The organism is Pseudarthrobacter sp. NS4 (assembly GCF_024758005.1).
Lineage (GTDB): Bacteria > Actinomycetota > Actinomycetes > Actinomycetales > Micrococcaceae > Arthrobacter.
In genome coordinates this window covers 674,400-689,887 of the sequence record NZ_CP103288.1, presented here as the reverse complement: position 1 = coordinate 689,887, position 15,488 = coordinate 674,400, and the positions used below count along the sequence as shown (strand labels likewise).

At 65.2% G+C, this 15,488-nt stretch carries 14 protein-coding genes and 1 pseudogene; 9 read left to right on the top strand and 6 right to left on the bottom strand.

Annotated elements, in window-relative coordinates; genetic code table 11:
• Positions 1 to 15: 15 nt before the first annotated feature.
• Positions 16 to 1,059: a universal stress protein gene (locus NXY83_RS03260; RefSeq protein WP_258804675.1), complete on the bottom strand. Its 1,044-nt coding sequence runs from the start codon at positions 1,057 to 1,059 to the stop codon at positions 16 to 18.
• Positions 1,060 to 1,493: 434 nt separating this feature from the next.
• Here NXY83_RS03260 and NXY83_RS03255 point away from each other — a divergent pair, with 434 nt between their 5' ends.
• Positions 1,494 to 2,120 carry an NAD(P)-binding protein gene (locus NXY83_RS03255; protein WP_258806051.1) on the top strand — a complete coding sequence of 209 codons (627 nt, stop codon included), beginning with the start codon at positions 1,494 to 1,496 and terminating at the stop codon, positions 2,118 to 2,120.
• A gap of 5 nt (positions 2,121 to 2,125) precedes the next feature.
• On the opposite strand, the gene NXY83_RS03250 is transcribed toward NXY83_RS03255, so the two are convergent.
• Positions 2,126 to 2,743 carry a copper resistance CopC family protein gene (locus NXY83_RS03250; RefSeq protein ID WP_258804674.1) on the bottom strand — a complete coding sequence of 206 codons (618 nt, stop codon included), beginning with the start codon at positions 2,741 to 2,743 and terminating at the stop codon, positions 2,126 to 2,128.
• A gap of 111 nt (positions 2,744 to 2,854) precedes the next feature.
• Here NXY83_RS03250 and NXY83_RS03245 point away from each other — a divergent pair, with 111 nt between their 5' ends.
• A complete protein-coding gene (locus NXY83_RS03245) occupies positions 2,855 to 4,294 on the top strand; it encodes an NCS2 family permease (RefSeq protein ID WP_258804673.1) in 1,440 nt (479 codons plus the stop codon).
• A gap of 14 nt (positions 4,295 to 4,308) precedes the next feature.
• Here the strand turns inward: NXY83_RS03245 and NXY83_RS03240 are convergent, their stop codons facing one another.
• Complete coding sequence (locus NXY83_RS03240; protein WP_258804672.1) at positions 4,309 to 5,613, bottom strand: cation:proton antiporter; 1,305 nt, start codon at positions 5,611 to 5,613, stop codon at positions 4,309 to 4,311.
• A gap of 189 nt (positions 5,614 to 5,802) precedes the next feature.
• Between NXY83_RS03240 and hutG the strand changes: the two genes are divergently transcribed.
• The 3 genes and pseudogenes from hutG (at position 5,803) to NXY83_RS03225 (ending at position 8,376) form a co-directional block, all read left to right on the top strand.
• Positions 5,803 to 6,786, top strand: coding sequence for a formimidoylglutamase (hutG, locus tag NXY83_RS03235; RefSeq protein WP_258804671.1), 984 nt, complete (start codon positions 5,803 to 5,805; stop codon positions 6,784 to 6,786).
• A gap of 78 nt (positions 6,787 to 6,864) precedes the next feature.
• Positions 6,865 to 7,371 carry a transporter substrate-binding domain-containing protein gene (locus NXY83_RS03230; RefSeq protein ID WP_258804670.1) on the top strand — a complete coding sequence of 169 codons (507 nt, stop codon included), beginning with the start codon at positions 6,865 to 6,867 and terminating at the stop codon, positions 7,369 to 7,371.
• A 5-nt stretch (positions 7,372 to 7,376) separates the two neighbouring features.
• Positions 7,377 to 8,376, top strand: a pseudogene (locus tag NXY83_RS03225) (cation transporter).
• Between the two features lie 36 nt (positions 8,377 to 8,412).
• Here NXY83_RS03225 and NXY83_RS03220 read toward each other — a convergent pair.
• Complete coding sequence (locus NXY83_RS03220) at positions 8,413 to 9,081, bottom strand: response regulator (RefSeq protein ID WP_258804669.1); 669 nt, start codon at positions 9,079 to 9,081, stop codon at positions 8,413 to 8,415.
• Positions 9,078 to 10,652, bottom strand: a complete 1,575-nt coding sequence (locus tag NXY83_RS03215) for a sensor histidine kinase (RefSeq protein ID WP_258806050.1) — start codon at positions 10,650 to 10,652, stop codon at positions 9,078 to 9,080. The genes NXY83_RS03220 and NXY83_RS03215 overlap by 4 nt, the downstream gene beginning before the upstream one ends.
• Positions 10,653 to 10,956: 304 nt before the next feature.
• On the opposite strand from NXY83_RS03215, the gene NXY83_RS03210 reads away from it, so the two are divergent.
• The 4 genes from NXY83_RS03210 to NXY83_RS03195 are packed head-to-tail and all read left to right on the top strand — an operon-like array spanning position 10,957 to position 14,466.
• Entirely contained in the window at positions 10,957 to 11,967 is a 1,011-nt protein-coding gene (locus NXY83_RS03210; protein ID WP_258804668.1) for a Bug family tripartite tricarboxylate transporter substrate binding protein, read from the top strand.
• A complete protein-coding gene (locus NXY83_RS03205; RefSeq protein ID WP_258804667.1) occupies positions 11,964 to 12,476 on the top strand; it encodes a tripartite tricarboxylate transporter TctB family protein in 513 nt (170 codons plus the stop codon). Before NXY83_RS03210 ends, NXY83_RS03205 begins: the two co-directional genes overlap by 4 nt.
• Complete coding sequence (locus NXY83_RS03200) at positions 12,476 to 14,077, top strand: tripartite tricarboxylate transporter permease (RefSeq protein WP_258804666.1); 1,602 nt, start codon at positions 12,476 to 12,478, stop codon at positions 14,075 to 14,077. Before NXY83_RS03205 ends, NXY83_RS03200 begins: the two co-directional genes overlap by 1 nt.
• Positions 14,074 to 14,466 carry a universal stress protein gene (locus NXY83_RS03195; protein ID WP_258804665.1) on the top strand — a complete coding sequence of 131 codons (393 nt, stop codon included), beginning with the start codon at positions 14,074 to 14,076 and terminating at the stop codon, positions 14,464 to 14,466. Before NXY83_RS03200 ends, NXY83_RS03195 begins: the two co-directional genes overlap by 4 nt.
• A 6-nt stretch (positions 14,467 to 14,472) precedes the next feature.
• Here NXY83_RS03195 and NXY83_RS03190 read toward each other — a convergent pair whose 3' ends face one another.
• A complete protein-coding gene (locus NXY83_RS03190; protein WP_258804664.1) occupies positions 14,473 to 15,339 on the bottom strand; it encodes a fumarylacetoacetate hydrolase family protein in 867 nt (288 codons plus the stop codon).
• Positions 15,340 to 15,488: the final 149 nt, after the last annotated feature.

Below are 15,488 nucleotides of genomic sequence, written 5' to 3'. Positions count from 1 at the left end.
CGGGGCTTCAGCGGATCAGGCGGCGCCGAGGACCGGTCCGAACCGGGCACGATCTGCCAGGCGGGGATCCTCACGGTCCGGGACCACCATGACGGGGCCCTTGGCGTGGTGCAGCACGCCGTCGGACGTCGAACCCAGAAGCATGCCGGTAAACCCGCCGCGGCCGCGGGTGCCCACAACGATAAGTTCCACGTGCCGGCTTTCCTCAACCAGCACGTCCACTGGCGACCCGTCCCGCAACTGCGATTCCGCGGGAAGGGTCGGGTAGTGGCTCCGCAGCCAGGCCATCCCGGCATCCAGGGTCACCTGGATATCCGCAAAGAGCGCCTTGCGGTCCATGGGAGCGGGCACCCAGGCCAGTGAGCCGCTGTATTGGGGCACTGCGCACACTACACGCAAGGTGGCACCCAGCCGTTCGGCCTGGTCCGCAGCCTCCAGGACGGCAACGCGGGCCTGTTCCGATCCATCCACGCCTACCACCACCACGTTTTCCACGCGCTGGTGCCCGGTCTTGGCCTGTTCGGCCTTAATGCGCCTGTCCTCGGTGGTTTCGCCCAGCCGGTCCGAACAGATCAGCGGCACTGTCACCGTGGGGCATTTGGCGTGCGCGGGCAGGGCGCTGCTGACCGAGCCAAGAAGCCGGCCGACAAAACCGCCCCGGCCCCGGGTACCGAACACCAGGAGCTCCGCGGTTTCAGACATCTCAAGCAGTACGCCGGAAGCGTCCCCGTTTTCCACCGAGGAGCTGACCTCGATATCGTAGGAAGCAACTTTTTCAAGGGCCTGCTTCACGATGGCCTCGGCCCCCTCGCGGATGACGGAGTCGTCCACGGTGGCGTAGCCGCCGTCCAGCCCCGACGCAGCGAAGATGGGCACCGAGTAAGCAGTGACGATGTGCAGCGGTCGACGCCGGCGCTGCGCCTCGCGGGCTGCCCACACGAGGGCGCACTGGCCATGGTCCGAACCATCAACGCCCACAACGATCCCATCGGGCGCGGCAGAAGTGCCACCACCGTCCCGCTCCGGGTCCGGGTCCGGATGCAACTCTCCTGCGCCCATGGGCCGCCTCCTTGCGCTACTGCCTGATGTTGCGGCTATTCTGCCAGACACGGAGCGTTCCCCCTGCACCCGGTCAGCAGCAGCGGCCGCTGGAGAAAAAACCGCCTCCGTTTCTCACTATTCTCCGTCCGCGGCGCCTTAGCAAGCCTGTTCAGGGCCCGGTTCCACGCGTTATCCACAAGCTTTCCACAGAGTTTGAACAGCGCCCCGGAAAGCGCGTTCACCTGCAGGAGAATGTTTGCGTTTTGGGCTATCCCTGACCGGAAATGTTCTGTAGTCTTCAGGACATTGTTGGTCCGGGACGCCTCCTGCCATTTCCTGTCAGGGGCTGCCGCCAACGTGCTGCGACCGGACTTTGGGGGAAACGGAACGCGCGCCGGCGAGGATGCCGGCACCTGCCGAAACTTCGAAGGAGGGAAACTGTAGTGTCAAGCATGCCTGGGAGTGCCGGGACCGAACAGACCACCACCGTGATCATTGGCACGGGCCTTTCCGGCCTGGCCGTGGCCGCCGAACTGCGCCGCCGCGGCATCGACTCCATCGTGGTGGACGGGCTCGACATTTTGGGCGCGGCCCAACCAGCGAACACGGCTTCACTGCAGCGCTGCGATGCGGCGGACTCCGCCACCCTCCGTGAACGGAACGAGATCCTGCGGCACCTGCGCAATTACGCCGCCAGCCACCACGTGGACGTGCGGAACACCACGCGCGCCGTCCAGCTGACCATGGTGGGGCCCTCCGCCGCCGGCGCTGCCGCACCGCAGTGGGAAGTCCATACCCCTACCGGCATCCTGGTGGCAGACCATATTGTCCTGACCCGGTGTGCCCACAGCCAGCTCCGGCGGATGATCAATGACTTCGGCATCACCGTCGGGCGGAACCTGACTGCCGCCATGCGTGCCATCGGCATCTACCTGGTGGGCGTCGGCGAGCTCATCACGCCCTCGCCCAAGGAAGTCCTGCGCCAGGCCAAGACAGTCGGGCAAGCGATCTCCACCAAAGTCCACCCGGACACCGGGCCCTCCCCCGCAACGGGGAGCTTTGCGATGCTGTCCTGCTAGTACTGCTACTCCCCGTCCGCCGGCTCCCCGCCGCCGTCGGACAGCCGGCGCCTCGCCAGGATGGCCAGTGTAGCGAGCAGGCCCAGGGCCACTGCCGCGAAGATCACAATGCTCCACTGGAACGGCTCCTCCGCGTTCACAGGTACGGCCGGCTCCGCCGTTACCCCCGGTTCAGCGGTGCCGATGCCCGGAACTGTCGCGGCCGCCGTCGGGCCCGTTGCCTGGGCGGTCCCCTCCGCGGCGCCCGTTGCGGTGAACCCGAAGGTGCCCTCGATGGGATGCGAGTCAGCGCTGACCACCCGCCACGACACAGTGTATTCACCGGCCGGGCCTCCCGCGCGCAGCTTCTGTGACGCGACGTTGTCGATAATTTCCACCGGCCCCTCGGCCCATTCCGTGCCGGAGGCGTCCTTCACAGAGATGGAAGCGCCAAGGCCGAGCGGATTGTTGTTGAACGTCACCGAAACCTGCTCCGGCGGGGTGGGCACGGACGCACCCTGGGCAGGGCTGCTGGATTCGGCGGCGTCGTGGGCGGCGGCAGGGCCCGCAAGGCCCAGCGAAGCTCCGGCGAAAACGAAGGAACCGAGCAGGAGGCTCAGCAAGTGGCGGCGGATGGGACGCATGCGTGGACTGCTCCTTGTGTTGGCTTCCTTACAGACTAGGGGAATTTGGCGGCCGCCCAACCGCCGCCCCCATAGGATGCAGTTATCCCCACAGACTTCCCCGGAGGACTAATGCTTAAGCAAGGCTCTGCCCTGGACCGGTATTTCATGATTACCGAGCGCGGCTCAAACCTCTCCCGCGAGATCCGCGGCGGTTTCGCCACCTTCTTCGCCATGAGCTACATCGTGGTGCTGAACCCCCTGATCCTCTCCGGCCCGGACTCGAGCGGCGCCACCCTGGGGTTCACGGCAGTTGCCGCGGTGACGGCCTTCGTGGCGGGCATCCTGACCATCCTGATGGGCGCGTGGGCCAAGCATCCCTTCGCACTGGCAACGGGCCTGGGCGTCAACGCATTCGTGGCGGTGACCGTTGCCACCAACCCTGGACTGACCTGGCCGGACATGATGGGCCTGGTGGTCCTGTCCGGCATCACCATGCTGATCCTGGTCCTCACCGGGTTCCGCACAGCCGTATTCAAAGCGGTTCCGGACGGGCTTAAGACGGCGATCGTGGTGGGCATCGGCCTGTTTATCGCGCTGATCGGGCTGGTCAACGCCGGCTTCGTCAGGCGCATACCCGACGTCGCCGGAACCACTGTTCCGGTGGGCCTTGGTTTTGACGGCAAGCTCCTGGGCTGGCCGACGGCGGTGTTCGTCTTCGGCCTGGTCCTCACCATTGCCCTGGTGGTGCGCCGGGTCAAGGGTGCCATCCTGATCGGCATCATTACCTCAACCATCATTTCCGTGATTCTGGAAATGACACTGCGCATCGGCCCCAGCATCGACGGCGAAACGTTTAATCCCCAGGGCTGGTCCCTGGTGGCCCCGACTTTCACCGAATGGGCTGCCCCGGATCTCTCCCTGATCGGCAAGGCAAACCCGTTCGGCGCGTTCGAGCACCTGGGCGTCGTGGCCGCCACCCTGCTGGCCTTCGTCATCCTGCTCAGCATCTTCTTCGACGCGATGGGCACCATGGTGGGCCTGGCGAACGAAGCGGGCACGGTGGACGAGCACGGAAACATTCCCGACGTCGACCGCGTCCTCCAGGTGGATGCGCTGGGCGCGATCGCAGGCGGCGGAGCGTCCGTGTCCTCCAACCAGATCTACGTTGAAGCCGGTGCCGGCATCGGCGAAGGCGCCCGGACCGGCATCGCCTCGATTGTCACCGGCCTGCTGTTCCTGGTGGCCATGTTCTTCACCCCGCTGATCAACCTGGTCCCGTTCGAAGCCGTTGCGCCGGCGCTGGTGGTGGTGGGCTTCATGATGGTGTCCCAGGTGGGGAAGATCGACTGGCAGGACTGGGGCATCGCCATCCCGGCCTTCCTCACCTTCACTTTGATGCCCTTTACCTACTCGATCGCCAACGGCCTGGGTGCCGGCTTCATCGCGTTCGTCCTGATCCGCACCGTCCAGGGCCGGGTGAAGGACATCCACCCGCTGATGTGGGCGGTAGCCGGGGCATTCCTGCTGTTCTTCGCTGTGGGGCCCATCGAAGCAGCCCTGGGAATGTAGCCGGGCTTCCCGCACTACACGGGCGTATTGGGGGCGAGGCCTTCGTCTCCGGCAACTGCCAGGGCCTTCTTTTCGCGCAGCTTGTCCAGCCGGTTCATCAGCGGCGAGGTGGTGGCGCCATGGATCACGATGGACAGGGCCACCACCAACCCCACGATCGCCCACAGCGACTCCGCCTCGCCCCCGAACTGGCCCTTCCCCAGCCCATAGGAAAGGTAGTAGAGGGAGCCGATCCCCCGGATCCCGAAGAATGACAAGGCAATACGCTCGCGTGGGCCGGTCTTGCCGCCCAGCAGGCCCACCCACGCTGCCAGCGGCCTGATCACCAGCAGGAACGCCAACGCAACGAGCACCTCGGTCCAGCCGATTCCTTCAAGCAGCCCGCGGGCGATGGCGCCGCCCAGCAAGACCAGGACTACTACCGTCAGGAGCCGTTCCACCTGCTCCACGTAGGAGTGCAGGACGCGGTGGTAACCGTGCGTGTGCTCAGCGGCGCGGATGGTCACGGCGCAGACAAATACAGCAATGAAGCCGTAGCCTTCGACCATTTCGGTGACACCGTAGGCAAGGAACGTCGCCGCAAGTGCTACGAAGCCCTCCGAGTGGTTGGACAACCGCAGGCTTTCCACCCGGGCAGAGAAGAAAAGCCGTGCGAGGAACTTGCCGGTGAGGAAGCCCAGCACCAGGCCGACACTGATCCGCCAAAGAACGTCCACGCCGAACCACTCGGGGAACCACGCCAGGGGTGACGACCCCACCACACTGATTGCAATGGCAAGGTAGACAAACGGGAAGGCCAGCCCGTCGTTGAGGCCGGCTTCGGAAGTGAGGCCAAAACGAACCTCGTCCTCCTTCTCTGCGCCGTCATCGTGGTCTGCCGGCTCACCCACCTGCACCTCGGAAGCCAGAACGGGATCCGTGGGTGCCAGGCTCGAGGCCACCAGCAGCGCAGCCCCGAGCCCAAGGCCCAGGAATCCCAGCCCCAGCAGGGTAAGGCCAATGATGCACAGGGGCATGGCAACGCCCAGCAACCGCCATGTGGTGGCCCAACGCTTACGGCCCACGGGCCGGTCCAGGGCCAGCCCGGCGCCCATGAGGGAGATGATGACGCAGATTTCCGTGAAGTGCACCACAAAGTCGCTGTGCGCCAATGGGTCCGGGTCCGGAAGCGAGGGAATCATGGCAAAGGCTGCCATCCCTGCGCCAAGGAAAACCATGGGCATTGACAACGGCATGTTGCGCAGGAGTTTGGGGAGGATAGCGGCGATGAACACAGCCGCGCCCGCGGCAGCAAACATAACGCTAGGGGCTTCAAACATGGTGGTGCTCTCCGGCCTGGAATCGTTGAGCCTGAACATCTGGGGCAGGCATGGTTAGGCGTGGGGGTCCCGGGGAGGGATTGCTCCACAATAGCCGGTTCCGATATCCACTGCCCATCGTCTTGGATTCCAGACATCACGACGGCGGTGTTACTGGTTTTCGCGGCCCGCATAGGGTGAGCTTGAGGCATGCCTGCCGTGAACCCTGCCGTCGATGTCCCGCCACAGGCTTGGACGGGCAGGTTCGACGGCGACGGGCCGGAGCACCGCCGCTGGTGGCAGGCGGTCACCCCCTGCACTGGCGCGGGAGTCGATGAGGCGGTGGAAGACGCCCCTGCTGCCTCTGCGGACGCACCCAAACCCGCTGCCCTGCTGGGCTTTGCCAGCGATGAAGGGGTGCGCCGGAACAAAGGCCGCACCGGTGCATCTGCCGCACCTGCTGCCCTGCGAAAAGCCCTGGGCCCCCTGGCATTCCATCTGGACCGTACCGTCGCAGATGCCGGTGACGTCGTAGTGTCCGGCGGAGCGCTCGAAGCTGGCCAGGCACGCCTGGGCAGCGCCGTCACGGAACTGCTCGACGCCGGACACCTGACCGTGGTGCTGGGCGGCGGCCACGAAACCGCCTACGCCAGCTATTTGGGAGTCAGCGGCTCCCAGGCAGTGCAGGACGGCCTGCGGCTCGGCGTCCTGAACCTCGATGCCCACTTTGACCTCCGGGACGAGCCGGTTCCCAGCTCCGGAACCCCGTTCCTCCAGATGGCCCGGGCCGAAGCAGCCGCCGGCCGGGACTTCCGGTACGCCGTCGTCGGTATCTCTGAAGCCAGCAACACCCGGGCCCTCTTTGACACTGCAGGGCGTTTGGGGGTCCGCTACCTGCTGGACGAGGACTGCGAGGCGGAGCGTGTCCGGGCATTCGTGGCCTCTTTCCTGGCAGACATCGACATCCTGTACCTGACCATTGACCTGGATGTGCTTCCGGCGGCGGTGGCCCCGGGAGTCAGTGCGCCCGCTGGCTACGGCGTGCCACTGCCGGTCATTGGTGCCATCTGCAGGCAAGTGGCATGGAGCGGGAAGCTGCTCCACCTGGACATCGCGGAACTGAACCCGGCATTCGACATCGACGGCCGGACAGCAAGGGTGGCGGCACGCCTGCTGGACACGTTGCTGCGCTGAGGCACAGCCCGCCCTGCCACAAAAAATAAGTATGCTTTCCAATACCGGATGTCATATCGGTGGAAGGGAGCCGGCGGAATGCGGGGTCAACGATTGGTGGCCGGACTGCTGTTGGCCGCGATGATGTTCCTGTCGGGCTGCGGGACCTCCTTCCCTGCCGATCCCGGAGGAACCCTCGAGAAGGTGCAGGGCGGAACCTTGCGGGTGGGCGTCAGTCCACATCCGGACCGGGTCCGGATTACGGCGTCCGGCAGCGGCAATGATGTCCACAATGATGCCGTACAAGGCCCCGATGCGGACCTGGTCAGGCGCTTCGCAGCCCAGCTCGGCGCCGGGATCGAGTGGAAACAGGGGACGGAACAGGTCCTGGCCGAAGAGCTCAAGCATGGCGGGCTGGACCTGGTGATTGGCGGACTTGATGACAAGACGCCCTGGGTAACCCACGCCGGGCTCACCCGGCCCTATGCCGAGTCACGTGACCAGCGTGGAGATCTCCACAAGCACGTCATGCTGGTGCCACATGGCGAGAATGCCTTCCTTTTGGAACTGGACAAGTTCCTGATGGGTGTGAAGGAGTCACAGTGAGCGGCATCAAGAGCAGCGATGCAGTGCGGTTCGGGCACACGAAACTGCCGGAGGAACAGCAGAAGGCACTCCGGAAAGCGGCCAGGCTTGAATGGGCCACTATGGGTTTCCTGGCGGTCACCACAACCCTTGTGTTCCTGGTCCTGGGCAATCCCAGGCCATGAAAGCCGCCTGGATCGAGGACCTGCTCTCCTTCCTGCCGCCCATCTCCTTCCTGCTGGCCACCCGCATCATCCGAAAGCCTCCCTCGGAGGACCACCCCTATGGTTATCACCGGTCCACCGGCGTGGCCCACCTGGTGGCTGCCGTTGCGCTGACCGCCATGGGCGGCTACCTCCTGGTGGAGTCCGCCTGGGCCTGCTGAAAGCCGAGCACCCGACCATTGGAGGCATCCAGCTTTTCGGCAGCACTATCTGGCTCGGTTGGCTGATGATTGCCGTCATGATCCTCACCGCGGCGCCCCCGGTGTTCCTCGGCAGGGCCAAGATGAAGCTAGCGGAGAAACTGCACGACAAGGTCCTTTACGCCGACGCGGATATGAACAAGGCTGACTGGATGACGGCGCTGGCAGCGGCAGCCGGGGTGGCGGGCATCGGAATCGGCCTGTGGTGGGCGGACTACGCTGCGGCGTTGGTGATATCAGCCAGCATCCTGCGGGACGGCTTCAAGAACACCAACGCCGCCGTCTCCGCACTTATGGACAAGCAGGCCATGACCTACGACGACGGCGAATCCCATCCGCTGGGCCGGCAACTGGACACCTATCTGCGCAGCCTGGACTGGACAGCGGACGCCAAGTCACGGATTCGCGATGAAGGACATGTATTCCATGTGGAGTCGTTCGTGGTTCCGGCGGCAGGGACCATGCCCACCCTCGACCAGCTCGAAGCGGCACGTGAAGCCTGCATTGCCATGGACTGGAAAGTCCAGGACATGGTGATCGTTCCGGTGGCGGAGCTGCCCTCCGAGTTCCTTCCCGGTGCCACGTCCGGCGGCGAGCGCTGACGCAGGCGGACGTCGGGGCGTCCTGGAAGCCGGTCCTTACTGGCCTTTCAGGACGTACCGCCGCTCCGGACGCCCTACTCCGTACTTGAGCCGGACCTCCAGGGTGCCCTCGTCGTGAAGGTACTCGAGATAGCGGCGGGCACTGACACGGGAGGTTCCGAGCTGCTCGGCCAGCTCCGCGGCCGAGAGGTCGCCCGGCGACGCGCCCAATGCAGCCTCCACCAGTTTCAGGGTCTCCACGCTGCAGCCCTTGGGCAACGGCCGATCGCTGCGGTCCAGCCCGAACACCCGGTTGACGTCCGACTGCTCCGCGACATCCTTGGACGAGTCGAGGCCGTGGTACGCGTTCCGATAGTGTTCCAGCCGCTCCTGCAGGTCGGTCTGCGAAAAGGGCTTGATCAGGTAGTGGACGATACCGCCGCGCAGTGCCTTCCGAACGGTTTCCACTTCACGGGCAGCGCTGATGACCAGCACATCCAGCTCCGGGGCAACATCACGCAGCTTCTGCATGAGGTCCAGTCCGTTGATGTCCGGGAGGTGAATGTCCAGCAGGACCAGGTCCGGCTGGAGCCTTTCAGTTTCGACCACTGCCTGCGCTCCGGTATGCGCCGCACCCACCACCCTGAAGCCGGGGGTCCGCTGAATGAAGCCGGCGTGGACCTTGGCCACCATGAAGTCGTCATCGACTATCAGGACCTTGATCATTTTTGTGCACCTCTTTTGAATCGTGCTGTAAATACCGCGCCGTTGTCGTTGGCCACCGTCAGGTCGCCGCCTGATCTGCGGCAGACTACACGTGAGAGGGCGAGGCCGAAGCCTCGGCCGCCCTCCCGCCAGGAATCCTTCGTGGTGAATCCCTGCCGGAAGATGTCGTCTACGGCGTCCGGCGGAACGCCCGGGCCATTGTCCCGGACGGTGACGGTGACCTGGCCGCCGCTGTCCTCCACGAGCACCCGGACGGTGGCCTGCCCAACCCCGGCAACGGCGTCGAACGCGTTGTCCACCAGGTTCCCCGCCACGGTGGCCAGGTCCCGGGAGAGGTCATCACTCACGGGAGCCAGGGCGGACTCGGGATCCAGCTGGAGCGTTACGCCGCGTTCCGTTGCCAGGCTTGACTTGGCAATCAACAGGGCGGCCAGGGCAGGGTCCTGGATCCTGCCCGTGACCTCGTCATTTAGCCTGGTCCGGTCCACCGTGGCTCCGTTGACGAACTGCACTACCGAATCGTATTCCCCGATCTGGATCAGGCCCGAGATCACGTGCAGCTGGTTGGCGAACTCGTGCGCCTGGGCGCGGAGGGTGTCGGTGGCGGTGCGGGTGGCTCCCAGCTCCCGCTCCAGGGATGACAGCTCCGTCCGGTCCCTCAGCGTGGTGACCGAGCCGATGTCGCGGCCCCGCGAGCGGATGGGGACACGGTTCGCAACCACCAGGCGCTCCCCCACCAACACGAGCTGGTCGGGGTCCGGCTGGTCGCGGGTCAGCACCACTTTCAGTGCGGGATCCACGGGAAGCGACGCGACTCTCTTGCCCACGCAGTCTGCCGGCAGTCCCAGCAGTTCCCGGGCGCTGTCATTGGCCACGGTGATGCGCTCATTTGGATCGAGGGCCACCACGCCTTCCTTGAGCCCGTGCAGCATGGCCTCCCGGTTTTCCACCAACCCGGTGATCTCGCTGGGCTCCATGCCCAGGGTCTGCCTCTTGACGCGCCGGGACAGCAGCAGTGACCCCGCAACTCCCAGGACGCTGGCTACGCCGAGATAGGTCAGGAGGTTGGGAACGGCGTCACCGAACCGTTCAAGGGTGGAGGGGTAGTTGCGGCTGACGGAGGCGATGCCAATCATCCGTCCCGCATCATCGAGGACTGGTACATGGGCAGAGAGGACGGGAGACCCGCTTCCACCCACCACACCGGTCCAGGCCCGCCCTTCCATTACCCGGCTCGCACCCAGTTCCAGGGGTCTGCCCACCAGTCCCGGGTCCGAGGCGACAACCACGCTGCCGTCCATTTTGGCGAGTGCCACATGTGATGAACCCGAGACAGTCCGGACGGACTCGGCAACCGCGGGAAGAGCCGCCCCCACACGGGGTTCTGCATCCGGCAGCAGTTCCCGTACCGTGGGGTTGCTGCCCAGGGCTTCGGCGGCGGAGAGGGCCCGCCGGCCTTCGATCCGTTCGAACGCAGCGGCGGACTGGGCCAGGGAAATAGCAACCACAGCCACCAGGACGGCCAGGACAATCAGCAACTGCAGCACAAGGTACTGCCCGGCGAGGGACATTCCTCTTCGTCGAGTCACTGCGTGGATTCCTTTAGTGGTGGTTCAAGTACCTGCGTGAAGACACGCGTGCAGGAGTGCGCAGCCGGCCCCTCCCGGCGTATCGGAACTATACCGCAGGCAGCACCAGGCTACGGTTCAGCGGCTTTCCAGAGCCGGCAGCAACAGCCCCGATGGATCCCGGAAACGTGAACGCAATGAACTTAACTTTCTCTGCGTACACAAGAGTGACCGGCATCACGGCAGAACCTAGCATCGAAATCACCAGTCAGTCTTGCTGATCATTTTTCACGAGAAGAGGAACACCATGCGCCAGAACCGCGCATTGCGGATTGCCGCCGTCGCCGCCGGCATCGCCCTGATGGCCACCGGCTGCGGTGCCACCGGCGGCAGCTCCACCAATACTTCCAGCCCCGGCGCTGCTGCCGGGCCGGTGACCGGTCTCCAGATCATGGTCCCCAACACTCCGGGTGGCGGCTACGACACCACGGCCCGCGTCGCGGCCAAGGTTCTCGACGATGAGAAGGTTGCCACCAATACCGAGGTCTTCAACCTCGCCGGCGCAGGCGGAACTGTCGGCCTGGCCCGAGTCGTCAACGAAAAGGGCAATGGTGACCTCACCATGCTCATGGGCCTGGGCGTGGTGGGCGCGAGCTACACCAACAAGTCCGAGGCCAAACTGACAGACACCACCCCGCTGGCCCGGCTCATCGAAGAACCCGGCGCCATCATGGTCAGCAAGGACTCGCCCTACAAAACCATCGATGACCTGGTCACCGCCTGGAAGGCAGACCCGGGTTCAATCGCCGTAGGCGGCGGTTCCTCACCCGGCGGCCCGGACCACCTGCTCCCCATGCAGCTTGCAGGAGCCGTAGGAATTGACGCCACCAAGGTGAACTTCGTGTCCTACGACGGCGGTGGAGACCTCCTCCCGGCCATCCTGGGCAACAAGGTGGGCTTCGCGGCCTCCGGTGCCGGCGAGTACCTGCAGCAGATCAAGTCCGGCGACGTCCGCGTCCTGGCAACCAGCGGTGAGGAACGGCTCGAAGGTGTGGACGCACCGACCCTGAAGGAATCCGGGATCGACCTGGTGTTCACCAACTGGCGCGGCATCGTGGCTCCTCCGGGAATCAGCGACGACGACAAGGCCAAGCTGATTGCCGCGCTTGAGGAAATGCACGGCACAGATGCCTGGAAGGAAGCCCTTGTGAAGAACAGCTGGACTGACGCCTTCATCACCGGCGACGAGTTCGAGTCCTTCCTGACCGAGCAGGACAAGCGGGTGGCGGACGTCCTCACGAAGCTTGGCCTGGCGTGAGCTCCTCCCCAACTTTGACTTCCAGGCTCAAAGGCCGCTCCGAGCTGGGGGTTGCCCTCCTGCTCGGGGCGGTGGGCATCCTTGTCCTGGTGGACGCCATCGCCCTGGTAACCCCGTACTCCCAGTCGGATCCTGTGGGTCCGAAGACGCTGCCGTACATCGTGGCCGGCCTGCTCCTGGTCTGCGCCTTCCTGCTGGCAGTCAATGTGCTGCGCGGCGGGCAGGGCGAAGCCGAAGGCGGCGAGGACGTGGATCTCTCACACCCCGCCGACTGGAAGACCATCCTGCCGCTGGTGGGAGCCTTCCTGGCCAACATCCTGCTGATTGATTGGGCCGGATGGGTGATCTCGGGGACCATCCTGTTCTGGGGCAGCGCCTGGGCCCTGGGCAGCCGGCACTATGTCCGTGACGGACTCATTTCCCTTGCCCTCTCCGTGCTCACCTTTTACGGTTTCTACCTCGGCCTCGGCATCCCGCTGCCCGCCGGCCTCCTGGAAGGGATTCTCTGATGGATGTCTTCGCCTCCCTCATGGACGGTTTCGCCACCGCCCTGACCCCGATGAATCTCCTCTACGCCGTCATTGGCGTGATCCTGGGTTCCGCCGTTGGCGTGCTCCCCGGCCTTGGCCCGGCCATGACCATCGCCTTGCTGCTTCCGGTCACCTATGTCCTGGAACCCACCAGCGCCTTCATTATGTTCGCCGGTATCTACTACGGCGGCATGTACGGCGGGTCCACGACGTCCATCCTGCTCAACACACCAGGGGAATCGTCGTCTGTTGTCACTGCCATCGAGGGCAACAAGATGGCGAAAGCCGGCAGGGCGGCACAGGCTCTCGCAACGGCAGCCATCGGCTCATTCGTCGCCGGCACCATCGGCACTGCACTGCTGGCTGTCTTCGCACCGATCGTAGTGGCGTTCGCAGTCAGCCTGGGCTCGCCAAGCTACTTTGCCATCATGGTGCTCGCACTTGTGGCAGTCACCGCCGTCCTTGGATCTTCCCGGCTCAGGGGCTTTGCCTCGCTGGGCCTCGGGCTGGCGATCGGCCTGGTAGGCATGGACTCCGTCACCGGCCAGCGCCGCCTCACCTTCGGCCAGCCCCTGCTCGCCGATGGCCTGGACATCGTGGTGGTGGCAGTGGCCATCTTCGCCGTGGGCGAAGCACTGTGGGTTGCCGCGCACATGCGGCGCACTCCCTTGCATGTCATCCCGGTAGGCCGTCCGTGGATGGGCAAACAGGACTGGAAGCGCTCATGGAAGCCCTGGCTCCGCGGAACGGCGTTCGGTTTCCCCTTCGGCGCACTCCCGGCGGGCGGAGCCGAGATCCCCACGTTCCTCTCTTACGTCACGGAAAAGCGCCTCAGCAAGCATCCGGAGGAATTCGGCAAGGGCGCCATCGAGGGTGTTGCCGGGCCGGAAGCGGCCAACAATGCCGCGGCTGCCGGCACGATGACCCCCCTGCTTGCCCTGGGCCTGCCTACCAATGCCACTGCTGCCGTGATGCTTGCAGCGTTTGTCCAGTTCGGCATCCAGCCGGGGCCGCTGCTGTTTGCCACCGAGGGACCGCTGGTGTGGGCGCTGATCGCGAGCCTCTTCATCGGTAACTTCCTGCTCCTGCTCATCAACCTGCCCCTGGCACCAATGTGGGCGAAAATCCTGCAGCTCCCGCGGCCATACCTGTATGCAGGGATCCTGTTCTTCGCCACCCTGGGTGCCTACTCGGTCAACCTGCAGGCGTTCGACCTGATGCTCCTGCTGGTGCTCGGCGCACTGGGCTTCATGATGCGCCGCTTCGGACTGCCGGTGTTGCCACTCATCCTCGGCGTCATCCTTGGGCCGCGGATCGAAGGCCAGCTTCGCAAGAGCCTCCAGCTCAGCGCCGGTGATCCCGCCGGTCTTCTGGGCGAGCCGATCGCCGTCGTTATCTACATCATCCTGGCGCTGATCCTGGCCTGGCCGTTGCTCTTCAAGCTGATCCGGCGCGACCGTCCGGTTGTTGCCGCAGCGGCTCCGGCCGCTCCGGCCGCACCTTCAGGCAGCTCAGCTCATGCAAACCTGCCTGTCCACTCAGATAGCTCTGTCCATCCAGACAAGAAGGAGACGCCATGACCATCGTGGTGGGCTATGTCCCGACCCCCGAGGGCGAAGCAGCCCTGACCCAGGCCATCACTGAAGCCCGGAAGAACAACACCAAACTGCTGGTCATCAACTCGTCCAAGGGGGACGCGCTGGTGGACAACCGTTACGCCCAGGAGCCAGAGATCCAGAGTATCGAGGACCGGCTGGCCATCCAGGGCATCGACCACGTGATCAAGCAGCCGGTCCGTGGACACGATGCCGCCGCCGAGGTGTTGGATGCCGCGGAGGAGAACAACGCCGAGCTGATCGTGATAGGCCTGCGCCGGCGTACGCCGGTGGGCAAGCTGATCATGGGCAGCGTGTCGCAGCGGATCCTGCTGGAGGCCGACTGCCCGGTCCTGGCGGTGAAGGCCGGCTAGACAAACTCAGTTCGCGCGGAACAGCTCCTGGCGCTGTCGGCCCAGGCCTTCCACCTCTACCTCCACCACATCGCCCGGCTGGAGGTAGGGGAAGCGGCCGCTCAGCGCCACCCCCTCTGGAGTCCCGGTGAGAATCACGTCGCCGGGCTCCAGCCGCATGTACTGGCTGCAGTGGTGGACCAGGGTGGGGGCGTCGAAAATGAGTTGCGAGGTGGTGGAATCCTGGCGCGGTTCACCGTTGACCCAGCTGCGCAGCTGGAGGTTGCCGCCATTGATGTCAGCCGCCGGCACAAGCCACGGGCCCAGCGGCGTTGAGCCCGGCAAGGTTTTGCCCTTGGTCCACTGGCCGGCCGCCCCGGGAAGCTGGTACTCACGCTCGGAGAGATCGTTCGCCGTGACGTAGCCGGCGATACAGGCGGCTGCTTCTTCCTTGCCCCCGAGGTAGCTGGCTTCCCGGCCGATGACGATGCCGAGTTCAACCTCCCAGTCGTACTTATTGGATCGTGGCGGGACGGCAGCGGGGTCGTAGGGTCCGGCTACGGTGTTGCTGGGCTTGAGGAAAACCACCGGAATCTCGGGTGGTGCTGCGCCCGATTCCGCTGCATGGGCTGCATAGTTCATGCCGATACCCACCACAGTTCCCGGCCTGGCCACTGGAGCGCCCACCCGGACGCTTTCGGCACTGTCCAGGACCGGCAGCGTTCCGGCTGCCAGCGCATCCCGGACCTTGTCCAGCCCGCCGGATGCCAGGAAGGCACCGTCCACGTCCCCGGTCAGGGGAAGCAGGCTGAAGTACTGGCGGGAGCCATCGGCAGCAGCCAGCATCACGGCCGGCTGCTCCTGGCCAGGTTCGCCCAGGCGCATGATCCGCATAGTGAATCTCCTCTGATCCGGGTTTCTGTTATGACAGATTCCCATCGTGGCGCCCCACTCCCCACGCCGCCAAACCCACCGTTTGTGACTGACCGGCAGGTGCTGGGCAGCATCCGGCCCGGGTCTCGTGGCGCCTCGAAACAACGGGG